The 22,393-nt window shown below is 66.6% G+C and carries 19 protein-coding genes; 15 read left to right on the plus strand and 4 right to left on the minus strand.

Annotated features, from left to right (window positions below; genetic code table 11):
* Positions 1–97: 97 nt before the first annotated feature.
* Positions 98–2,653, plus strand: coding sequence for a TonB-dependent receptor (locus tag FHS03_RS16690; protein WP_183442049.1), 2,556 nt, complete (start codon positions 98–100; stop codon positions 2,651–2,653).
* A 136-nt stretch (positions 2,654–2,789) separates the two neighbouring features.
* Here the strand turns inward: FHS03_RS16690 and FHS03_RS16695 are convergent, their stop codons facing one another.
* Positions 2,790–3,575 carry a response regulator transcription factor gene (locus tag FHS03_RS16695; protein WP_183442050.1) on the minus strand — a complete coding sequence of 262 codons (786 nt, stop codon included), beginning with the start codon at positions 3,573–3,575 and terminating at the stop codon, positions 2,790–2,792.
* Between the two features lie 241 nt (positions 3,576–3,816).
* Here FHS03_RS16695 and FHS03_RS16700 point away from each other — a divergent pair, with 241 nt between their 5' ends.
* The 4 genes from FHS03_RS16700 (at position 3,817) to FHS03_RS16715 (ending at position 8,532) form a co-directional block, all read left to right on the plus strand.
* A complete protein-coding gene (locus FHS03_RS16700; protein ID WP_229426261.1) occupies positions 3,817–4,281 on the plus strand; it encodes a Csu type fimbrial protein in 465 nt (154 codons plus the stop codon).
* The gene (locus tag FHS03_RS16705) at positions 4,282–5,016 is read left to right on the plus strand and encodes a fimbrial biogenesis chaperone (RefSeq protein WP_229426253.1); all 735 of its coding nucleotides are present in this window, start codon (positions 4,282–4,284) and stop codon (positions 5,014–5,016) included.
* Between the two features lie 64 nt (positions 5,017–5,080).
* Positions 5,081–7,522: a fimbria/pilus outer membrane usher protein gene (locus FHS03_RS16710; protein ID WP_183442052.1), complete on the plus strand. Its 2,442-nt coding sequence runs from the start codon at positions 5,081–5,083 to the stop codon at positions 7,520–7,522.
* Entirely contained in the window at positions 7,522–8,532 is a 1,011-nt protein-coding gene (locus tag FHS03_RS16715) for a Csu type fimbrial protein (RefSeq protein ID WP_183442053.1), read from the plus strand. The genes FHS03_RS16710 and FHS03_RS16715 overlap by 1 nt, the downstream gene beginning before the upstream one ends.
* A gap of 3 nt (positions 8,533–8,535) precedes the next feature.
* On the opposite strand, the gene FHS03_RS16720 is transcribed toward FHS03_RS16715, so the two are convergent.
* The gene (locus FHS03_RS16720; protein WP_183442054.1) at positions 8,536–8,874 is read right to left on the minus strand and encodes a hypothetical protein; all 339 of its coding nucleotides are present in this window, start codon (positions 8,872–8,874) and stop codon (positions 8,536–8,538) included.
* Between the two features lie 471 nt (positions 8,875–9,345).
* On the opposite strand from FHS03_RS16720, the gene FHS03_RS16725 reads away from it, so the two are divergent.
* From FHS03_RS16725 to FHS03_RS16735, 3 genes are all read left to right on the plus strand, one after another.
* Positions 9,346–9,852, plus strand: a complete 507-nt coding sequence (locus FHS03_RS16725; RefSeq protein ID WP_050409645.1) for a winged helix-turn-helix transcriptional regulator — start codon at positions 9,346–9,348, stop codon at positions 9,850–9,852.
* Between the two features lie 136 nt (positions 9,853–9,988).
* Positions 9,989–10,705, plus strand: a complete 717-nt coding sequence (locus tag FHS03_RS16730; RefSeq protein ID WP_229426254.1) for a DUF4142 domain-containing protein — start codon at positions 9,989–9,991, stop codon at positions 10,703–10,705.
* 217 nt (positions 10,706–10,922) lie between these two features.
* On the plus strand, positions 10,923–13,673 hold the full coding sequence (locus tag FHS03_RS16735) for a GGDEF domain-containing protein (protein WP_371871724.1): 2,751 nt from the start codon (positions 10,923–10,925) through the stop codon (positions 13,671–13,673).
* 152 nt (positions 13,674–13,825) lie between these two features.
* Here FHS03_RS16735 and FHS03_RS16740 read toward each other — a convergent pair whose 3' ends face one another.
* Positions 13,826–14,296, minus strand: coding sequence for an OsmC family protein (locus FHS03_RS16740; RefSeq protein ID WP_183442055.1), 471 nt, complete (start codon positions 14,294–14,296; stop codon positions 13,826–13,828).
* A 96-nt stretch (positions 14,297–14,392) separates the two neighbouring features.
* Between FHS03_RS16740 and FHS03_RS16745 the strand changes: the two genes are divergently transcribed.
* From FHS03_RS16745 to FHS03_RS16765, 5 genes are all read left to right on the plus strand, one after another.
* Positions 14,393–14,950, plus strand: coding sequence for a DNA-3-methyladenine glycosylase I (locus tag FHS03_RS16745; protein WP_183442056.1), 558 nt, complete (start codon positions 14,393–14,395; stop codon positions 14,948–14,950).
* A gap of 2 nt (positions 14,951–14,952) precedes the next feature.
* Positions 14,953–16,656, plus strand: a complete 1,704-nt coding sequence (mnmC1, locus tag FHS03_RS16750; RefSeq protein WP_183442057.1) for an FAD-dependent 5-carboxymethylaminomethyl-2-thiouridine(34) oxidoreductase MnmC1 — start codon at positions 14,953–14,955, stop codon at positions 16,654–16,656.
* 98 nt (positions 16,657–16,754) lie between these two features.
* On the plus strand, positions 16,755–17,465 hold the full coding sequence (locus FHS03_RS16755) for a sensor histidine kinase (RefSeq protein ID WP_183442058.1): 711 nt from the start codon (positions 16,755–16,757) through the stop codon (positions 17,463–17,465).
* A 5-nt stretch (positions 17,466–17,470) separates the two neighbouring features.
* Positions 17,471–19,189 carry a response regulator gene (locus FHS03_RS16760; RefSeq protein WP_183442059.1) on the plus strand — a complete coding sequence of 573 codons (1,719 nt, stop codon included), beginning with the start codon at positions 17,471–17,473 and terminating at the stop codon, positions 19,187–19,189.
* Between the two features lie 27 nt (positions 19,190–19,216).
* Positions 19,217–19,432, plus strand: coding sequence for a hypothetical protein (locus tag FHS03_RS16765; protein WP_050409639.1), 216 nt, complete (start codon positions 19,217–19,219; stop codon positions 19,430–19,432).
* Between the two features lie 21 nt (positions 19,433–19,453).
* On the opposite strand, the gene FHS03_RS16770 is transcribed toward FHS03_RS16765, so the two are convergent.
* Positions 19,454–20,347 (minus strand): PhaM family polyhydroxyalkanoate granule multifunctional regulatory protein, encoded by an 894-nt coding sequence (locus FHS03_RS16770; RefSeq protein WP_183442060.1) that lies wholly within the window; start codon positions 20,345–20,347, stop codon positions 19,454–19,456.
* A gap of 136 nt (positions 20,348–20,483) precedes the next feature.
* Here FHS03_RS16770 and FHS03_RS16775 point away from each other — a divergent pair, with 136 nt between their 5' ends.
* Together FHS03_RS16775 and FHS03_RS16780 are read left to right on the plus strand one after the other, a co-directional pair.
* Positions 20,484–21,629: a DUF3108 domain-containing protein gene (locus FHS03_RS16775; RefSeq protein WP_183442061.1), complete on the plus strand. Its 1,146-nt coding sequence runs from the start codon at positions 20,484–20,486 to the stop codon at positions 21,627–21,629.
* On the plus strand, positions 21,626–22,381 hold the full coding sequence (locus FHS03_RS16780) for a DUF3108 domain-containing protein (protein WP_183442062.1): 756 nt from the start codon (positions 21,626–21,628) through the stop codon (positions 22,379–22,381). The genes FHS03_RS16775 and FHS03_RS16780 overlap by 4 nt, the downstream gene beginning before the upstream one ends.
* Positions 22,382–22,393 lie beyond the last annotated feature (12 nt).

The raw sequence follows: 22,393 nt of genomic DNA on the forward strand, positions 1-22,393 counted from the left end.
GTCCTAAACCGCATCCCGTTTTATCCGCGCAGCCCAATCCCGGCCCATAAGGCTGGCAGGACTCTGCACGTCCGCTTTTTGTCAATCAGAGGAAATAATGTTCAAGCCGCTCAGCATCACCCTGGCCATCGCCGCCGCCTTCCCGCACTTCGCCGCCGCCCAAGAGGTGGAACGCGTTATCGTGACGGGCTCGAATATCCGCACCACGCAGAAGGAGGGCGCCAGCGCCGTCCAGGTCATCACGGCCAAGGAACTGGCCGCCACCGGCAAGAGCAGCGTGGCCGACATCCTGCGCAGCATTTCCGCCAACAGCGGCAACAGCTATAACGAGCAGTACACCGGCAGCTTCTCGGCCGGCACCTCGGGCCTGTCGCTGCGCGGTCTGGGCCAGCAGAACACCCTGATCCTGGTCAACGGCAAGCGCGTGGCCAGCTATGCCACGGCCCAGGATTTGAAGGAAACCTTCGTCGACCTGAACAGCCTGCCGATGGCCGCCGTGCAGCGCATCGAAGTGCTCAAGGACGGCGCTTCCTCGGTCTACGGTTCGGACGCCGTGGCCGGCGTGGTCAACATCATTCTCTACAAGGAATTCAAAGGCACGGAAACCAGCGTGCAGGTGGGCAGCTCGACCCAGGGCACGGGCCAGACCGAGAAGAGCGCCAGCCTGCAGACCGGCTTCGGCAATCTCGATGAAAAAGGCTGGAGCGTGGTGTTCTCGCTCGACGCGCTGAAGCGCGACAAGCTGCAGCAAAGCGATGTCGACTGGCTGGCAGGCAGCGATTTCCGCAACCAGGCTGGCGGCAGCCGCACCTGGGTGCCGACCAATTATGTGAATGGCGACGCGACCCAGCTGCTGGGCGGCCGGCAAGGCCCGCTGGAACTGCTGCCCTACGGCGACATCACGCCCGGCAAGACGGGCCAGGTGCTGGCCTACAACCCCTCGCCCTACAAGACCCTGATCCCCGGCATCAAGCGCGTGCACAGCTCGCTGCGCGGCACCTTGCGTCTGAATGAGCAGACCGAAGCCTATGCCGACCTGCTGTACGGCTACTCGCAGGCCGACCAGACCTTCGCCGCGCCGCTGTCGGTGAGCAGCGGCCTGCGCGCCTGGAACAATGGCAAGCAGGCGCTCGACACCATCCCCGTGCTGCTGCCGGTGGGGCATCCCAACAACCCGACCGCCAAGCCGCTGCCCTTTACCGCCACGCTATTCGACCTCGGCCCGCGCATGAAGCAGGACAAGGTGGACTTCTTCCGCGCCCTGGCCGGCGTCAAGGGCAGCTACCTGGGCTGGGACTACGATGTTTCGCTGGCCCATTCCGGCAGCAAGCTCAAGGAAACCGTGCAGAACTTCGTCAACCGCTACGAATTCGAAAAAGTGCTGGCCGACGGCAGCTACAACTTCGCCGACCAGTCGAAAAACAGCGAGGCCGTGCGCAACCGCCTGCGCCTGTCCACCCTGCGTCCGGCCGAATCGAAATTGAGCGTGGTCGACTTCAATGCCTCGAAAGAGCTGGCCGACCTGCCGGCCGGTCCGCTCGGCTTCGCCTTCGGCGCGCAGTGGCGCCGTGAAGAGATGGATTCGAACACCTCGACCGCCGTGCTGTCGGGCACCGAGCTGCGGCCCGCCATCAATATCATCAAGGGCACGCGCGATGTCAGCGCCCTGTTCGCCGAACTCAACGTGCCGGTCGTCAAGGACTTGAACGTCAACCTGGCCGCCCGCGCCGACCATTACAACGACTTCGGCAATGCCTTCTCGCCGAAGGGCAGCGTGCGCTACCAGGCCGCGCAATGGCTGCTGCTGCGCGGCACCGTGTCGCGTGGTTTCCGCGCGCCATCGCTGCCGGAGATCACCAATTCGACCTCGGTCAGTTATGGCAGCGTGCTTGACCCGCGCGATCCGGTGGCGCCGAACCAGGCGCGCGGCGTGACCAATATCACGGCCGCCAACGCCAAGCTCAATCCCGAGCGCTCGACCAATCTGAACTTGGGCATCGTGCTGGCGCCGAGCAGCAGTACCAGCGTCGCCATCGACTACTACCGCATCAAGACCAAGGGCGTGATCGACACCGAAACGGCCGAAAACATCATCGCCACCGAAGCCCAGTTCCCGGGCAAGATCGTGCGCGACGGGCAGGGCCGCATTCTGACCCTGTACCGCCAGTACGCCAACCAGGGCGACCGTCTGGTGTCCGGCTTTGACATCGACCTGCGCCAAAGCTTCGCCGCCCAGCCGTGGGGCAAGCTCAGCCTGAACGCCCAGCTCAGCCGCGTGCTCAAGTTTGAGCAGCCGCTGGCCCTGGGCGAAGCGGCCACCAACGGCGCCGGCACCAACCACTTCGGTTCGATTCCGAAATGGCGCGGCGTCACTGGCCTGACCTGGGACTACGCCGCCTTCACCAGCACCCTGAACTGGAACTATGTCGACGGCTACCAGCAAGTCAGCAATGAAGGCGAGCGCGTCAAGCCGGTCGGCACCGTGGACCTGACGGTGGCGTGGAAACTCAACCCCGCCACGACGCTGAGCCTGATCGTACAGAACCTGACGGACAAGCGCCCCTCGTGGGACTCGTCGACCAGCTTCTTCGACTACACCCAGTCCGACCCGCGCGGCCGCTTCGCCGCCGTCAAGCTCAACTACAAGTTCTAACCGCGTTTGCGCCACATCAAACAATGTCCGACCCTGGTGTCAGGCACCAAGGTCGGACATTGTCTGTGCAAAATCAAAGAATGTCCCACCCTAGTGCCTGACACCAGGGTGGGACATTTGTTGAGGGGATCAAAGTTTAGCTGTCTTTGGCTTGCGTTTGGGCGCTGTGGCGGTAGGCGCTGGGGGTTTGGCCGGTTTTTTCGCGGAAAGCGGTGGCGAAGTTGCCGGCGTTGTTGAAGCCGACCAGCAGGGCGATATCCTGCACGTCGATATCGGTGTCGCGCAGCAGTTCGAGACTGCGCGCGATGCGTTCTTCGCGGATGAAGGCGAACACGGTCATGCCGGTGTGTTCGCGAAACAGCAGCGAGAGTTTTTCGCGGTAGGTGCCGACGCTGCGCGCGATTTCGGCCAGACTGGGCAGGGCGGCCAGGTTGTCCGAGATCAGGCGCTTGGCGGCGCTGACGGTGACGGCGTCGGGATCGCTGGCGGCCGCTTCGTCCACGCTGGCCGGGGCCGCTTCCGGCGCGCGCCGTATCAGGTTCAGGTGGACGTGGATGCGCGCTGCCAATTCGCCCGGCGTGAAGGGCTTGGAGACGTAATCGACGCCGCCGATCGACAAGCCCATGATGCGGTCTTCCACCGCGTCGGCGCCGCTCAGAAAAATGATGGGAATGTCGTGCGTGACCGGATTGGCCTTCAGCAGGCGGCAGGCGGTGTAGCCATCCATATTCGGCATGCGCACGTCGAGCAGGATCAGGTCGGGCCGGTCGGCCAGCGCCAATTGGTAGCCCTGCAGGCCGTTGAAGGCGACCGCCACGCGGTACGCCTGTTCGCTCAGCAGATCGACCAGCATGCGTTGCTCGAACGCGGAGTCGTCCACGATCAGAATGCTGTGCACACGGGCATCATTGGTCAGGTACATGGTCGGGGCCGGCTGCAGAGTCTGTTGCGTATTATGCCCATAATCAAAAAAAAAGGCCGGCTTTCTCTTCCAGCAAAAGCGCTGTCACGGATAGCAAAAGTCGCACTGTAGGAAGTGTCTGATAATGGGATCGAAGATTGAGTTAGGGCAATAAATTTTTTCAGTATCGGTTGCGCTCTTCCCGGGAGGACACATGAAGCTCGCCAGGCGCTTTCATCCCGCCATTCTGCTTGCGGCCGGCATGCCGCTGCTGGTCTCGGCCGCCGTGTATACCAATGGCAGCAAGACGGCGACGTTCGATGTGACGATGAAGATCATCGCCGATTGCACCATTGCGGCCTCCAACCTGGACTTCGGCCAGTCGCAGGGCGTGCTGAACGCGACGGTGGCGGTGAACACCACGATCAATGTCACCTGCACCAACACCACGCCGTACAACCTGGGCCTGAGCGCCGGCACGGGCACCGGCTCGACCGGCACCACGCGCTATATGAGCGGCACCGGCGGCAACACCGGCACGGTGCGCTTCAATCTGTACCAGACGGCGGGCGCCACGCTGTGGGGCGATACCCAGGGCACGGATACGCGCAGCGGCACCGGCACCGGCGCCTTGCAGGCGATCACCGTGTATGGCGAGGTGCCAGCGCAGGCCACGCCCGCGCCGGACACCTATAAGTCGACCATCACCGCCACCGTGTACTTCTAGATGCGTGCCATGGCCTGCGGTCCGGCTGGCCGCCTGGGCGCGGTCCTGCTCTTGCTGGGCGGCGCGGCCGCGGCCGCCAATCTGCAGATCTCGCCGGTGAACCTGGCCTTCCGTCCCGGCCAGACGGCGCTCAGCCTGCAATTGCAGAATTATGGCGAGACGCCGGTATTCGGCCAGGTGCGGGTGTATGCCTGGGACCAGCAGGGCGGCGATGATGTGCTGCAGCCGACCGAGCTGCTGCTGGCCAGCCCGCCGCTGCTGCAGATTCCCCCCAAAACCAGCCAGACCATCCGCCTGGTGCGGCGCGACGGCGGCGCCGCGGCCGGTAATGAGCAGAGCTTCCGCCTGCTGATCGACGAGATTCCCGGCGAGGACGAGGCTGGCGGCGGCGTGGCGATCCGGCTGCGCTATTCGGTGCCGGTGTTCATGGCGTCGGTCCAGGACAACGGTGCGCCGGACTTGGCCTGGATGTTTTACCGTAAGGACGGCGCCTGGCATCTGCGGCTGCGCAATAGCGGCGGCTTGCATGCCCAGATCGGCGCCACCGTGGTCGCCAATGCGGCCGGCAAGGAATATGAAGTGAGCAAGGGCTTGCTGGGCTATGCGCTGGCGGGCCGCACGCGCGAATGGCGTTTGCCGCTGGACACGGCGGCGCAACTGGAGGGGCCGCTGACCATCCGCACCAGCATCAATGCGCGGCCGCAGACGGCCGCCAGCACGGCGGCGGCGCCGTAAGCAGCAAGACGTTTATCCTGGACACTTAACCACGCGGCACGGGGACAAGGAGCGATGCGTATTCATGAGGGCGGAGCACTGGGCCTACCGGCTGCTGCTGGCGCACAGCTTCGGGCTGTGCTGCTGCGTTCCCGTTCTCGCTCCCATTCCCGCGCGCGCCCAGGCGCCGCCGCCGCCGTCCGCGCCGGACGAGCTGTACCTGGAGGTCAGCGTGAACGGTGAGGATAGCGGCATGATCCTGCGTTTCCGCCAAGGACCGTCCGGCCTGCGCAGCAGCGTGCAGAATCTGCGCGAGCTGGGGCTGGACCCGGCCCTGTTCGGCGTGGCCGGCCAGGACGAGTTCGACCTCGAGCGCATCCCCGGCCTGCGCTATGACTACGATACGGTGCGCCAGCGCCTCCACCTGCAGCTGGCCGACGCGCTGCGCCCGCCGTTTGCGCTCGACGCGCGTGGCGGCCGCCCCAGCGCGCCGGCCAGCGTCACGCCCGGCCTGCTGCTGAATTGCGACGCCTATGCCCAGCTGGGACGCGAGCGCCGCCTGGCCATCTTCAACGAGTGGCGCTATTTTTCCGGCGCGGGCGCGTTCAGCAGCAGCGGCTTGTGGAATGCCAGCGGGGCCGAGCGCAATTACATCCGCCTCGACAGCTACTGGCTGCGCGAGGACGAGACCAGCATGCGCAGCCTGCAGGTCGGCGACTTCGTCAGCGGTTCGCTGAGCTGGTCGCGCGCGCTGCGCATGGGCGGCGTGCAGTGGCGCCGCAACTTCGACTTGCGGCCTGACCTGCTGACCTATCCGGTGGCCGCGCTCGGCGGTTCGGCCGTGGTGCCGGGCGTGCTGCAGCTGTATGTCAACGGCGTGCAGCAGTACAGCGCCGAGGTGCCGAGCGGCCCCTTCGTGGTGCGCCAGATCGCCGGCTTGAACGGCGCGGGCCAGGCCACCGTCGTCACGCGCGACGCGGCCGGCCGCGCCGTCAGCGCCACGCTGCCGCTCTACGTCGATACGCGCATGCTGAGCGAAGGCTTGAGCGATTATGCGCTGGAACTGGGCGCGCTGCGGCGCGGTTATGGCAGCCGTTCCTTCGGCTATGCGCTGCCGGCCGTCAGCGCTTCCTGGCGTCACGGCTGGTCGCCGCGCCTGACGCTGGAAGCGCATGGCGAGGCGGGCGGTCATCTCGTCAACGGCGGCGGCGGCCTGCTGTGGCGCCTGGGCCAGGCCGGCGTGCTGAGCGCGGCGCTGGCCGGCAGCTATCACAGCCGGGCTTTGCCGCCGACGGTGGCGGGCGGCCTCGGCGGCGTGCAGGACGGGAGCGGCACGGACAATGGCGCGGCGCAGGACGGGGCCGGCGCGTCTGGCGCGGCGCGGCGCGGCGGCGGCCAATTGGCGCTCGGTTATCAGTATCTGGGCCGGCGTTTCAGCGTCGATTTGCTCAGCGTGCGCGCCAGCGGCGGCTATGCCGATCTGGGCAGCGCGCAAGGCACGCCGGTGCTGCGCGGCAGCGACCGCATGGCGCTGAACCTGGCGCTGTCGTCGAGCCAGAGCCTGAGCCTGGCGTATACGGGCGCGCGTCCGTCCGCGCAGCCGGCGGCGCGCATTGCCGCGCTCTCGTATTCCCTCAGCATGGGCAATGGCCTCTATCTGGGCGTGAGCGCCTTCCGCGACCTCAAGGACCGCGCCGTGCGCGGCCTGTTCTTCAATCTGAGCTATTCCTTCGACAACCGCGTCAACGCGGCGGCCAGCAGTGGCCGCCAGAACGGCGTGCGCAGCAAGCTGTTCAGCCTGACGCGCGCGCCGGATTTTGGCGGCGGCTTCGGCTGGGCGCTGCAGAAAGGCAGCATCGACCAGACGGCGGTGGACCAGGCCCAGGTCCAGTATCTGGGCGACGCCGGCCAGGTCAGCCTGCTGACCCAGGGCCGCGCCGGGCAGCGCGGCACGTCGCTCAGCGCCAGTGGCGCCCTGGTGGCCATGGACGGCGCCGTGCTGGCCGCGCGCCAGGTGGGCAGCGGCTTCGCGCTGGTCTCGACCGGCGTGGCCGGCGTGCCGGTGGTGCACGAGAACCGCGAGATCGGCCACACCGGCCGCGGCGGCTATCTGCTGGTGCCGAATCTGCTGCCCTATGCGCTGAACCGGCTGGCCATCGATACCGGCGGCCTGGCCGCCGACGTGCGCGTGCGCAGCACGCGCGCCGAGGTGGCGCCGCGCCGGCTGGCGGGCGTGCTGGCCGCTTTCCCGGTCGAGCGCTACCGCGCCGCCACCGTTGTCGTGCAGCAGGCCGACGGCACGCCGATGGCGGTCGGCACGCCGGTGCGCCATGTGCAGAGCGGGGCGGAGACCGTGATCGGTTACGACGGCATGACGTTCGTCGACGAGCTGGGCGAGGAGAACGAGCTGGTGGTGGGCAAGCCAGGCGCGCAGTGCCGCCTGCGTTTCCGCTACCGGCCGCCGGCCGGCAGCGCCTTGCCGGTGCTGGGGCCTTTCCCCTGCCTGCCTGCAGCGGGAGGACGCTGATGCGGCGCGGCCAGGGCCTGGCGCTCTTGCTGTTCGGCTGGCTCGGGCTGGCCGGCGGCGCGCGGGCCGACAGCTGCAGCGCCACGCTGAGCGATATCAGCTTCACCTCGGTCAGCCCGGTGCCGGGTTCCGACTATTTCGCCAACGGCAGCGGCGTGGTGACGTGCACCTGGAGCCTGCTGTCGCCGACACCGCCTTTCCTGCTGCTGTTTCCGAACGTGGTGGTGTGCGTCAATGCCGGCCTGGGCGCGAATTCCACCGGCAGCAATCCGCGCGCGCTGGGCAATGGCGCGCTGCGCCTGAACTACAACCTCTACCGCGACAACAGCTATGCCGCTGCCTCGATCTGGGGCTCGCCCGCGCTGGCGGGCACGCCGACGCCGATCACCGTCACCGGCTCGGCGCCGCTGCTGACCGGCGGTACGATCATGCGCAATTTCACGGTGTACGGCAAGATCGCCGCGGCCGCGCTGACGGGCGTGGCCACCGTCAGCGATTCCAATACCGTCTACAGTTCCAGCTTCACCGGCGCGGCCAGCATCAGCTATGCCTTCTACAACCTGGTGCAGCCGGCCTGCACCACGGGCAGCAGCGCCACCTACACCTTCCAGCTCCAGGCCACGGTGGTCAACAACTGCCTGATTTCGACCGGCAACCTGGCGTTCGGCAACCGCAGCCTGCTCAGCAGCGCCATCCGCACCACGGCTTCCTTGTCGGTGCAGTGCACCAACAACAACGCTTACCGCATCGCCCTGAACGGCGGCACGGTCAGCGGCAATGTGGCGGCGCGCCGCATGCGCAAGACAGCGACGGGCGAAACCATAGCCTATGAGATTTCCGCCGTGCTCGACGGCGCCATCTGGGGCGACGGCTTGAGCGGCACCAGCATGGTGAGCGGCACCGGCACGGGATCGGCCCAGCCGATCACCGTGTATGGCCGGGTGCCGGCGCAGACCACGCCCTCGCCCGGCGATTACAGCGATACGGTGACGGCGACGATTGTGTTCTGAGGTTTAGAAGTAGACCGTCCACAGCGGCGCGGCGCTGTCGGCGGCAGGCGCTGGCAGGCGGCCGGCGCCGGTGTCGGCGGCCGTGGCGGCCGGGCTGCTGCTGTTGCCGGCGGGGTCCGCCGGCCGCGCGCTGTTGCTGGCGCGCTGCACTTGGTATGGGGTGGCGGCGGGGCAATCGACCACGGGGCCGGTGCTCGTTGCGGCGCTGCGGCTGATGTCGCAGGCGGCGACGATGGTAAACGAGACTTGCATGGTGGCGCTGCGCTTGCCGGCGGCGTGGGCCGCGAGCGGCGCGCTCAGCAGAAGGCTGCACAGAATTGCACTGAGAGACAAGATTTTCATTCAAGCACACATGGTCGGGGTGTGTAGCGTACTTGCGGCCGCTACGGAGCCGGGCAGCCGGCCACGGGTGGAGGGGGCCGGAGCGATATGCCGCCAGCTGCCGCGACCTATCTCTACAGGAAAAATTGTATCCCAAAGGAATTTACGCGAAATGTCACAAATCAAGTTTCATGCGGCTTGCGCGCGTGAGGTGAGTTTTGGAGAGATTTAGTGGGTGACTATTCGAGAGTTTCTAAGCCCCTTTTTGGATGTACAAAGTAGGTGGGTTTTCATAGTGTAAACCGGGCTCATCGCATGAGGATATTCACGTAGATGGGCAGGGATAAAAATCACACATTGTCACCAATTGTTTTGCTGGCCCTCACAGGCTACTGCAGTGACATTCATTTTGCAAGTGAATGCCCGAATTGTGTCCCCGCGTAGCGCGATGGCGTGGGGGGACTTTGCTAACAGACCGACAGGGAGGTTGTAATGAAACATACTGATTTTGGCCAGATGCCGTGCCCCATCGCCCGTAGCCTGGGTAAAGTGGGGGAGTGGTGGAGCATCCTGATTCTGCGTGACGCCTTCTATGGCTTGACGCGTTTCGATGAGTTCGAGAAGAGCCTGAAGATTGCGCCGAATATGCTGACGCGCCGTCTGGCGGGCCTGGTGGAAGGCGGCTTGATGGAAAAGCGCCTGTACAGCAACCGGCCGCCGCGTTACGAGTACATCCTGACCAAGGCGGGCCGCGATTTCAAGCCGGTGCTGCTGGCTTTCGTCGCCTGGGGCAATGAGCACCTGGCGCCGGAAGGGGCCAGCCTGCTGGTGGTCAGCCGCGAAACCGGCAAGCCGGCCGACCAGGTGCTGGTCGACGCCAACAGCGGCCTGGCCATCAATGACGAGGACTATATGTTCGCGCCAGGTCCGGCCGCCAATGAAATCATGCGCATGCGCCTGAATGAAGTGAGCAAGCGTCAGCCGCAAACGCATAGCTGACGGCAGGGTGGACGGCGCCACAGCCGCTGGGGGCTGTGGTGTGCGTCCCATCCCATTGATCCCACGTAGAATAAAGCCAGTCCAAACATACACCGTCCTGAAAGCGGCCTTTCACTCACACTCGAAAGGAATGGATATGGACAAGGCAAAGATGTGGCAGCGCGGCCTCGGCGCCAGCCTGCTGGCGGCGCTTCTGGCAGCCGGCGGCGCGTCGGCCCAGGCGCTGAACAAGGGCGACCAACGCCTGCTGAACGATCTGGCCCAGGCCAATATGGCCGAAGTGGAAGTGGCCCGGATCGCATTGCAAAAATCGCAGAATGAACAAGTGCGCAGCTTCGCCCAACAGATGATCGACGATCACGGCAAAGGGCTGGACGCGGTCAAGCAAGTGGCGCAGAACAAGGGCGTGAACCTGGCTGCGGAACCGGACAGCAAGCAAAAAGCCCTGGCGCAAAAGCTGCAAGCCTTGAGCGGCGAGCAGTTCGACCGCCAATACCTGGAACAGGCAGGCGTCCAAGGCCATCGCCAGGCCCATGCGCTGGTCAGCAAGGTGCAGAAGCAGGCCAAGGATGCCGACGTGAAAGCGCTGGCGGCCCAGTTGCAGCCCACCGTGGACCAGCACCTGAGCCAGGTGCAACAGCTTAACGCCAGCTTGAAAAGCGGCACCTCGGCCGGCAGCAGCGGCACCGAAGGCCGCAGCGGCAGCGGCGAGCCTGGCCTGCGTCTGCCACCAGGCGAGCGCGACAGCAGTGGCAATCCCGATAATCCGCTGAATCCGGCCCAGCCGACCAAGCCCGCCAATCCCGATATTCCGGCCAAACCGGTGCCAAAACCACCGCCGGAACGCTATTGAGATCGGTCTTGCGCAACGCGGCGGCCGTCCCGGCGGCCGCTGGCGGTGCGTTTCCTCTCTTACTGTCGCATTTGGACAACATTTATTTACCCACCATGCGGCTGGTTTGTCCTGCCGCGTCTTGCTATTCCTGACATTTCGGCGCGGCGCCAGGGCGCTTGGCGGAACTGTGGAATAATGCCAGATGATGTATTGCGGCAATTATTGAGGAATGAGAGTGCTTGAACTGTTTGTGCTCGACGAGGATGTGGCCCGCTGTGAAGCGGACTTGCCCGTCTTGCAAGGTGTCGCGCGCCTGCGTCAGCTGGTGCACCTGGCTTGGCATTTGCGCCAGCGCGATCTGGCGCGCGCGCAGGTCTTGGCGGCCGAAGCGGCGGCGCTGCTGCCCATGGCGCAGGCGCTGGAACGTCGCCTGCTGGCGGCCCGCCTGCAACTGCTCGACAGCGAATGGCACTGGCTGCACGGCGAACTGGCTGCGGCCCGGACGCTGGCCGAAGCGGCCCTGCTCGAATACGAGTTGCTGGACGACGCCCTCGGCCGCGCCGATGCGCGCTGCCAGCTCGCCAGCGTGGCCGTCGACTGCGGCGATGCCGCCCAATGCGAGCGCCAGCTGGCCATCGCCAGCGCCGATGCGCGCGCCGCCGGCGACGCCATGCGCGCCGACGTGGTCGATGCCGCCACCGCCCTGTTCTCGGTGTTCCGCGACGCGCAAGGCACGGCCGAGCGCTGGCGCCAGCGCTTCGGCGACGAAACGCCGGACGCGCATCCCGCCGTCGCCGGCTGGATCAGCGACTTCCTCGGCACCAGCGCCTTCCAGTGCGCCGAATTCGGGCGCGGCATCAGCCACCTGATGGCCGGCTTCGACGCCGCCCTGGCCAGCGGCCAGCTGCGCCGCGCCATCATCCTCGCCACCAATATCGGCAACGGCTTTACCAGCCTGAATGCGCACGACGCCGCGCTCGAATGGCTGCAGCGCGCCTTCGACCTGGCGCGCCCCACCGGCTGGCCCCTGAGCATCGGCCTGTGCCAGATGCAGACGGCGGAAACCCTGCGCCAGTTGGGCCAGCGCCAAGCGGCGCAAACCCTGCTGCACAAGGCGCTGCAAACCCTGCTGCCGCTGTCCGATTCGCGCGCCTATGCCGTGGCGCTGGAATACCAGGGCGACCTGGCGCTCGACCTGGACGACTATGACGGCGCCCTGGCCAGCTTCGCCCAGCTCGAAGAGCGCGGCGCGGCCCTCGGCCAGTCCGATTTCCAAAGCGCGGCGCGGCGCGGCAAGGCGCATGCGCTGTCGCTGCAGGGCCGCCCGCGCGAAGCGCAGCAGGTGGCTTGCTCGGCGCTGTCGCTGGCGCGCGCCAGCGGCGACGTCTGCAACCAGATCGCCGCCTTGCGCGTGCTGGCGCAGATCCACGAGCGGCATGCGCTGCCCGCGCCGGAAAGCCTGTCGGCGCCCAACGCCGTGCTGCATTACCTGGAACAGGCGCTGGCGCTGGCCGCCGCCATCGAAGGCTATACCGTGCCCTGGTTGCTGCTCGACACGGCGGCGCGCGAATACGCCGCCATCGGCAACTACCAGCGCGCCTACGGCATCGCCTTGCAGGCCAGCGCCGCGCGCGACAAGACCCACAACCAGGACGCCACCAACCGCGCCATCGCCATGCAGGTGCAGTACCGCACCGAACGCGCCCAGACCGAGGGCGAACACCACCGCCAACTGGCGGCGGCCGAAGCCCAGCGCGCCGAAGTGCTGCAGCAGACCAATGCCACGCTGGCCCACTTGAGCGCCATCGGCCAGGAGATCACCGCGCATCTGGACGCCGACGCCGTCTTCCGCGCGCTCGACCGCCATGTGCACGGCCTGCTCGACGCCACGCATTTCTCGGTCTTCCTGCTGGAAGCCGACGGCCTGCACCTGCGCTGCGCCTTCGGAGTGGAGGCGGGCCAGCCGCTGCCGGCCACGCGCTACGCGCTGGCCGACCAGCAAGCCAACTCCGTGCGCAGCCTGCGCGAGCGGCGCGAAATCCTGGTCGAGCTGGAAGCCGACGCGCTGACGCCGAACCTGATCCCCGGCACCCTGCCCACGCTGACCCTGCTGTTCGCCCCGCTCACCGTGGGCGAGCGCGTGCTGGGCGTGATGACGGTGCAATCGCTGCAGGCACGCGCCTATGGCGAGCGCGAACGCCTGATCTTCGGCACCCTGTGCGCCTATGGCGCCATCGCGCTCGACAACGCCGCCACCCAGGCCGAGCTGCTCGACAAAAATCTGGAACTGCAGCGCGCCTACCAGGCGCTGGAAGAGGTCAGCCTGACCGACCAGCTCACGGGCCTGCGCAACCGCCGCTTCTTCCTGCAGCATGTGGACGCCGACGTGGCGCTCAGCCTGCGCCGCTACGACGAGCCGTCCGCGCCACCGCAGGCCGAACGTGGCGAGATCCTGCCGGACAAGGATCTGGTGTTCTTCCTGGTCGACCTCGACCACTTCAAGGAAGTCAACGACAACCACGGCCACGGCGCCGGCGACGCCGTGCTGGTGCAGATGCAGGAACGCTTGCGCGAAGTGTTCCGCGAATCCGACTACCTGGTGCGCTGGGGTGGCGAAGAATTCCTCGTCCTGGCGCGCGCCACCCACCGCGAGGAAGGCAAGCAGGTGGCCGAGCGCATCCGCCAAGCCGTGGCCGGACGACCCTTCACCCTGCCCGACGGCAGCCGCCTCGACAAAACCTGCTCGATCGGCTTTGCCTGCTTCCCCTTCCTGCCCGCGCAACCGCGCCTGCTCAACTGGTCGCAGGTCGTCGAGCTGGCCGATCAAGCCCTCTACATCGCCAAGAACTCCGGCCGCAACGGCTGGGCCGCGCTATACAGCACCGCCAGCACCCGTCCCGAGCAATTGTTTTCGCGCCTGGTGCACCGCCTCGACCGCGCGCTCGACGAAGACCAGGTCCGCTTGCTGCGCGGCCCCCGCAACTAAGCCCCCGCTTTGATCTCCCTCAACAAATGTCCCACCCTGGTGTCAGGCACCAGGGTGGGACATTGTTTGCGCAGGATCAAGGAATGTCCGCTTCTGGTGCCTGACACCAGGGTGGGACATGGTTTGATTTAGCGCAAAGGCGGGGCCGGGCGTCAGCCGGCGTCGACCGGCGTTTCGACTACCACCTCGGCCTTGAGCGAATTGGCGATGTAGCACTTGTCGTGGGCTTCGTGGTGGATGGCCGCGAGTTCGTCTTCGCTGGGCCAGGCGGTGCCGCTGAAGACGATGCGCGGGCGCAGCGTGATGCTGGTCATGGCCAGCTTGCCGTCGGCGTTCTTGCCGAGCAGGCCGATGGCGTGGTCGCTATAGCTTTCCACCGTGTGGCCGCGCCGCGCCGCGATCGACAGGAAGAACAGCATATGGCAGCTGGAGGCGGCGGCCACCAGCGCTTCTTCGGGGTCGACATTTTCGACTTTCGACATCGGCAGCGGCACCGACAGCGGGGAGGACGAGGCGGGCACGCGCAGGCCGCCGTCGAAGATCCAGTCGTGGGCGCGGCTATACTTTTGGTCGAGAAAAGCCTGGCCTTGGCGCTGCCATTCCAGACGGGCTTCGAATTGCATGATATTTCCCCCTATTGCGAGTGTGGCGAATATTGGATAATCCGGAGCGTTATCCTAATTGAATCGGGCAGGCCGCGCTTGTCCCATCCTGCTTTCATGACGAAAACCCGCTGCTCCTGGGCCAACCCGGCCAATCCGCTCTACCTGGCTTACCACGACGAGGAGTGGGGCGTGCCCTGCCACGACGAGCTGCGCCTGTTCGAGATGCTGAATCTGGAAGGCGCGCAGGCGGGCTTGAGCTGGGAAACCATCCTCAAGAAACGCGAGACTTACCGCGTCGCTTTCGATGGCTGGGATGCGCAAAAAATCGCCGCCTACGGCCCGGACAAGGTGGCCGCGCTGTTGGCCGATCCCGGCATCGTGCGCAACCGGCTGAAGGTGGCGGCCGCCATCGGCAACGCGCAAGCCTATCTGCGCCTGCGCGCCGAAGGCAGCAGCCTGGATCAATTCCTGTGGGCCTATGTGGACGGCCAGCCCATCGTCAATCCGGGGCCGGAGCGCATCATCAAGACCGCGCTGTCCGACCGCATTTCGAAAGACCTGTCCAAGCGCGGCTTCAAATTCGTCGGCTCCACCATTATCTACGCCTATATGCAGGCCATCGGCATGGTCGACGACCACGACCCGGCCTGCTTCTGCCGCAAGGGAGCGTGAGCATGGAAGCCCTGCGCCATGTGATCTTCGACTGCGCCTTCGGCCACGGCGAACAGTTCGGCGCCATCTGGCGCGACTGGCCCGCCGACGGCGCGCCGCTGCACTATATCGCCGTCGCGACCACGCTGCCGCCGGCCGCCGCGCTGGCGCTGGATGGCCGCCACGGCGCGATCCTGCGCGCCACCTGGCCGCTGGCCTTGCCAGGCATGCACCGCCTGGCCCTTGACGGCGAACGCGTCACGCTGGACCTGCTGGTGGGCGAGCTGGATGAGTGGCTGCCGCAGATCGCGGCGCGGGTCAACGCCTTCGTGCTGCCGCAGCCGATTGCCGCCATGCGCAATCTGGCGCGCCTGGCCGCGCCCGGCGCCACCTTGCGCGTGCGCGCGCCGCAGGAGACCGATTTGAAAGCGCTGCGCTCGGCCGGCTTTGTGTGGCAGGGCGGGGCCGCGGCGGACGGCTGGCTGCAGGCGCTGTACGCGAGCCGCAAGCCGCAGGCGCCGCGTCCGGCGCGGCCGCGGCGCGAAGCCATCGTCATCGGTGCGGGCGTGGCCGGTGCCGCCGCTTGCGAACGCCTGGCCGCGCGCGGCTGGCAGGTGACGCTGGTCGAGCGCCATGGCGGCCCGGCGCAGGAAGCGTCGGGCAACCACGCCGGCATCTTCATGCCGCTGCTGTCGAAGGACGACAATATCCCGACGCGCCTGACGCGCGCCGCCTATCTGTACGCGCTGCGCCACTGGCAGCGCCTGGGCGGCGTCAGCGCCGGCGGCCAGCGCGCCGTGAAGGGCGCGCAATGCGGCGTGCTGCAACTGGCGCGCGACGCCGAACACGCGGCCCTGCAACGCGAGGTGGTCGAACACTGGAACTATCCGCCGGAATTCGTGCGCTGGCTCGATGCCGACGCCGCCGGCAGCCTGCTTGGTTCGGCCACGCCGCATGGCGCCTGGCTGTTCGAACAAAGCGGCTGGGCCTATCCGACCTCGGCCTGCAAGAGCATGTTGGCCGCCTGCGGCGAGCGCCTGCGTCACGTGTTCCACAGCGAGGCGCTGACGCTGCACCGCGTGGCGGACCTGTGGCAGGTGCGCGGCGTCAGCGGCGAGCTGCTGGCCGAAGCGCCGAACGTGATCCTGGCCAATGGCGGCGGGGCGCGCCATCTGGCCCAGAGCGCGCCGCTGCCGCTGTACACCATGCGCGGCCAGGTCACGCATCTGACGGCCGATGCCTTCCCGCCGCTGCCGCTGGTGGTGTGCCGCGAAGCGTATATGACGCCGGCGGTGGATGGCATCGTCTGCGTCGGCGCCACCTATGACGGCGACGAGGACCGAGCCTTGCGCGACACTAGCCAGCGCGAGAACCTGCAGCGCGCCGAACAGATCCTCGGCGCGGAGCGGCTGGCGCCCTACCATCTGGAGCAGGCGCCGCTGCAGGGCCGCGTCGGTTTCCGCTGCATGGCGCCGGACCGCCTGCCCCTGGTCGGCCAGCTGCCCGACTATGGCGCCGAGTACCGCATGGAGCGCCTGCGCGACGTGCCGCGCCATGCCGGCCTGTATAGCCTCCTGGGTTACGCCTCGCGCGGCCTGATCTGGGCGCCGCTGGCCGCCGAGTTATTGGCCTGTCAACTCGAAGACGAGCCGCCGCCGCTGGAAGCGCCCTTGGTCGAGGCGCTCGACCCCGCGCGTTTCTTCCTGAAAGCCAGACGCAAGGAGTAAGCCGCCGTCCGACTGTGGCGGGCGCGCCATAGCCGCCGGGGGGGCCGCCGCCCGGCGAGCTATAATTCGCTTCTGGAAACAATGAGGAGGCGGCACGGATGGAAGACCACGGCGGATCGCCTGAGCTATTCCTGTTCCTGGCATCGACGGTGCATGACATGAAGAATTCGATCAGTGTGCTCAGCGGCACGCTGGAGAATCTGCTGGCAAACGCCCCCGGCGCGCCCGCAGTCGCCGACACCTCCTATCCGCAAATGGCGCATATGCTGTACCAGACGCGCCGCCTGAACGATAAGCTGATCCAGCTGCTGGCCCTGTACAAGGAAGTGGGCAAGCCCAGTTATCCCTACGACCCGAACGCCGTGCGCATCGAGGAACTGGTGCAGCAGTTGGCGGGGCAGCAGCGCATCCTGCTCAACTCCAAGGGCATCCGCCTCGACGCCGACTATACGCCCGACCTGATCTGGACCTTCGACGAAGACTTGATCATCGGCGTGCTGCTGCACGCGATCAATAACGCCATCCGCTACACCACCGACCGCATCCGCCTCAGCATCGCCGAGCGGGATGGCTGGCTGGAGCTGCGCGTCGAGGACAACGGCATCGGCTTCCCGCCTGCCATGCTGCAGGCCGGCGCCGCGCTGAACGGCGGCGGGCCGGTCGATTTCGCCAGCAACAGCACGGGCCTGGGTCTGTACTTCTCCAGCGAAGTGGCGAAGATGCACCGCCATCGCGGCCGCGCCGGCAGCGTCCACCTCGAAAACGGCGGACGTCTGGGCGGCGGCGTCTTCATTCTGCGTCTGCCCTGAGCGCCATGGACCAGGTTCACAACGCCAATGACCCCACGCCCGGCATCGACTGGGCCGAGAAGCGTTATCTGATCGTCGACGATTTCGTCGGCATCCGCCAATTGCTGCGCGAAGCCCTGCGCAATCTGGGCGCCAAGCATATCGACCAGGCGGCCAGCGGCGGCGAAGCCATGACCCTGCTGTCGCGCACCCATTACGACGTGGTGCTGTGCGACTTCAATCTGGGCGAGGGCAAGAATGGCCAGCAGGTGCTGGAAGAGGCGCGCATCCGCAACCTGATGACGCCGAGCAGCGTCTGGCTCACGGTATCGGCCGAGAAGAGCGTGGAATCGGTGATGGGCGCGGCTGAGCACCAGCCCGAAGCCTATCTGATCAAGCCGATCACCGAAGGCGTGCTGCTCACGCGCCTGAACCGCGTCTGGCTGAAAAAGCAGATCTTCCGCCAGATCGACGAAGCCTATATCGACAAGGATTATCTGCGCGCCGCCCGTCTGTGCGACGAGCAGGCCAGCGACAATAAGGTGCACGAGGTCGACCTGCTGCGCATGAAGGCCAATCTGCTGCTGAAGGCGGGCGAGCCGGAAAAGGCGCGCGTGGTGTTCGAGCAGGTGCTCGAGCAGCGCGACTACAATTGGGCGCGCACGGGACTGGGCAAGATCCGCATGGCGAATGGCGAGCATGAGGCGGCGCGCCAGATGTTCCACAGCGTGATCGCGGAAAACCGCTACTTCATCGACGCCTACGACCAGTTGGCCAAGTCGCTGGAGTTGATGGGCAAGAGCCAGGAAGCCTGCGACGTGCTGGAGAAGGCGGCCAAGCTCTCGCCCAACTCGGTGCCGCGCCAGCGCAATCTGGGCCAGGCCGCGCTCAAGGTCGGCAATATACCGCTGGCCGAGAAAGCCTTCCGCAAGTGCATCGCCATCGGCGAATACTCGATCATGAAAACGGCCGACGCCTACTTCGGCCTGGCGCGCGTCTGCGGCCAGAAAAACGACTCGAAAGAGGCGCTGCAATTGCTGGCCGTCGCCCAGCGCGACTTCACCGGCGAGACCTTGCAACTGCGCGCCAAGATCACCGAAGGTCTGGTCTACCACGAGAGCGGCGACTACCGCCGCGCGCGCAAGGCGGGCGACGAGCTGGAAGTCATGCTGGCGGCCGACCCGGTGCGTCCGGACATCCCGACCTGCATGGAAATGGCGACCCTGCTGTTTGCCGTCGGCGTCAAGGATGCGCCGGTTGATCTGCTGTGCTACGTCACGCGCAACAACCACGACAACCAGGTGCTGCTCGACGAGGTGCAGAAAATCTTCGACAAGGCGCGCATGGGCGAAGAGGGCATGCTGCTGATCACGGCCGCGCGCAAGGAGGCGGCCGATATGATGAACAAGGGTGTGCTGCTGTGGAAGACCGGCAAGCTGGGCGAAGCGGTGGCCTGGATGCGCGAAGCGCGCCGCGCCCTGCCCAACAATCTGCGCATCCTGTTCAACTCGGCGCAGATCCTGATCTCGCACCTGCAGGAACATGGTTACGACGACGCCTTGATGGCCGAGGCCAGCGATGTGCTCATGTATGTGGACCGCATCGCCCCGGGCCAGCAGCGCTTTGCCCAAATGATCGAACAGCTGGCGCTGTTGGCGCCGGCCCCGCCACCCACCAGCGTCGAGGAAGAGCAGGCCGGCCCCGACGCCGCAGCACCCGCGCCTGCACCGGCTCAAGAAAACTAAACCAACTCCCAACCGAAGGAGACGAGGATGCGCGATATCGCGAAAGAGGTATACGAAAAAATGAAGGTTGGCGCGGCGGCGTGGATACGTCCCGTCAGCGCCAAGGGCGACACGCTGGAATCCTTCCAGGCCGCGCACGCCAGTGCGCTGGGCATGGAAGAAGAGGGCTTGATCCGCATCGTCAAGGTGCTGCGCCAGGACGACGGGCAGATACAGGAAATCCGCATCCAGCGCCTGGCCTAGGCCAAGGCGCCGGCGCTGTGCTTACTTAGGCTGCGGCGCGCTGCGCTTGGCGGCCGGCTTGCGCGCGGGCGCCTTGCTGCTGGCCGTATCGGCCTTGGCGGCGCCGTTTACGGCCGCCTTGGACGAGCCGCCCTTGCCGGCCGGTTTGGCGGCTTGGGCATCTTTGGCCGCGCCGGCGTGGGCGCCGGCATTGCCGCTGTCGGCCTTGGCGGCGGGCGCGCTATGGCCGGCCGCCGCATCCCTGTCCTCGGGCGCGCTGTTCTGCGCGGCGCCGGCCTTGTCGTTGGCGGCGCCTTGCGCGGCCGGCTTGGCTGCGGCTGCGCCCAGATCGGCCGCCATGGTCGAGCTGACGGCTTGTTTAAACTGCTCCTGCAGCAGATTCCACCAGATGGCCGGATTGGCCATCTGCGCGGCTGCGGCGCTGGCAGCATCGGCCATGCTGGGCTTGGGGCTGGCGGCGTCCTTGTTTTCGGACTTGGCCTCATCCTTGGCGGGAGCGGCGCCGCCGCTGGCGGCCGTGCCGCTTTTGCCGGCCGTCTCCGTTTTCGCGCCGGGCGGCTGGAAGAAAGCCGCATACGGCATGGTGTCGAATAGCGAATGCTCGCCGCTGGACGGCTGCTGCATGGCGGCGGCCAGGGTCTTGCCCATGGATTTCAGCGCGTTGATGGTGCCGCGCTGGACTTCCAGCGCCTGGATGCTGCTGCGGACCATGGTGGCGTTCAGGTTCAGCCAGGCCTCGACGGCCCGCAAATCGTTGATCTTCTTTTCCAACTCATCGACCGAGAGGGTCGGCGTGGCGATGCCGGGCAGACCGATGCCGGGCACGCCCATGCTGCCCCACAGGTTTTTCACGAAATCGAGGGTGTCGGTCATTACTGCGGCGCCGGGGATATTGGACATTTGCGGCGAGGTCATGGGCATTCTCCGTTTGTCTGAAGCAGGCTTGCGTAAGGAAGATCAGCGTAGCAGATACGGCGAAAAAAATCTTGCCAATTTTCTCACTTCAGCTGGCCTTCAGCCTGGCCCCGGCGGACACGGTACACTAGCGGCCATGACGAGCGTTTCTTACTACTCCAGCCGTAGCCGGCCGCTGATTCTGCTGGCGCTGATCGTCGCACTGCACTACGCCGTCATAGCCTGGCTGACCGGCCATATGGGCGAAAGCCCCGCGCGCAGCCCGCTGCCGCGCATGGTCGAAATCGAACTGCTGCCCGCGCTGGCCGCGCGCGTGCCCAAGCCCGAAGCGCCGCCGCGCGAACGGCCGCCGCCGCCGCGTCCGCGCCAGCCCATCCTGCCGCCGCCCGCGCCGGACTTGCAGCCGGCGCCGCCGGTCCCGCCGGCCGTGCTCGAAGCCGGCCTCGATGTGGCCGCGCCGGTCACGGCCGATGCCGAGGGCGCCATGGCCGCTGGCGCGCTTGCCGCCGCCGCGCCGGCCGTCCAGCCGGGCGCCATCCCCGCCGCAACCGACGTACAATCGCCGGCAGCCGATGCCGCGCCGCCGCCCCAGGGTGGACGGCGCTACAAGGTCGATCTGCCGCCGTCGGCCGGTTTTGAGCTGGACGTGAAGCGGGTCGACCCCAACGGCACCAAATGGAACGGCTCGGCCGCCATGCGCTGGCAAAGCGACGGCAGCCGCTACAAGGTGGGGCTGGAAGTGGGCATCACCGTGCTGATCGCGCGCGTCAACCTGCTCGCGCTCGACAGCGAAGGCAGCATCGACGACGCCGGCATCGCGCCGCAAACCATGCGCGAGAAACGGCGCGGCCGCTCGCAGACGGCGACCCATTTCAACCGCGAGCAGCGCCAGATCAGCTTCTCGGCCAGCGAAGCGAAAGTGCCGCTGCTGGCCGGCGCGCAAGACAAAGCCAGCGTGCCTTTCCAGCTGGCCGCCATCGGCCGCGCCGACGTCAAGCAGTTCGACGGCGACATCGATATTCTTGTCGGCGAAGACCGGGGCGCCAGCGTTTACCGTTTTCAGCTGGCCGGTGAAGAAGAGCTGGACACGGCCATCGGCAAGCTGCAGGCCTGGCGCCTGACGCGGCCGCCCAAGCCGGGCAGTTACTCGGCGCGGCTGGACATCTGGCTGGCGCCCACGCTGGGCTGGTATCCGGTACAGATCCGCAATACCGAAGCGAATGGCGCCGTGACCACGCAAACCGTCACGCGCATCACACAACTGGACTCGACTATTCAATGACCATGACCCATTTCAAGCAAGCCCTCGCCGCCAGCCTGCTGCTGGCGGCCCTGCAGGCGCCGGCCCTGGCGGCCAGCGAGCACCCGAGCATCAAGCGGCCCTTCAACCTGCCGCCCTCGGCCGACCTGCAATACGCGCTGAAAGCGCGCAACCACGGCCTGCCGCTGAGCGGCGAAGCGAGCGTGGCCTGGCGCGCCGGCGGCGGCAAATACTCCATCCTCAGCGAAGCGCGTTCCGGCCTGTTCGGCAAAGTGCTGGAAAACCGCAGCGAAGGCGCGGTCGACGATTACGGCCTGGCGCCGGACAGCTATTACGAGAAGCGCATCCGCAAAGGCGCGTCCACCACCCAGTTCAAGCGCGACAGCAAGACCATCGAATTCGCCGACGCCCAGGAAAGCTACCCCCTCAAAGGCGGCGAGCAAGACCGCACCAGCGCCCCCTGGCAACTGGCCGCCATCGCGCGCCAGGCTCCCGACAAGTTCAAGCCCGGCAGCGAATGGGCCTTCTTCGTCGCCGGCCGGCGCGACGCCGAAACCTGGACCTTCAAAGTAGTCGGCAGCGAAACCCTGAAAACCGCCATGGGCGACATCGAAGCCCTGCACTTCAGCAAAGCCCCGCCCAAGCGCGACAAAGGCCAGCAAGTCGACCTCTGGCTGGCGCCCAGCCTCGACTGGTACCCCGTGCGCATCCTCTTCTCCGAAGAAGACGGCGACAGCTTCGAACAGCTGCTCACCAAAATCGACCGCAAATAAACCCCCGTTTGA

This window comes from Pseudoduganella violacea, from assembly GCF_014191875.1.
Taxonomy (GTDB): Bacteria; Pseudomonadota; Gammaproteobacteria; order Burkholderiales; family Burkholderiaceae_D; genus Rugamonas; species Rugamonas violacea_A.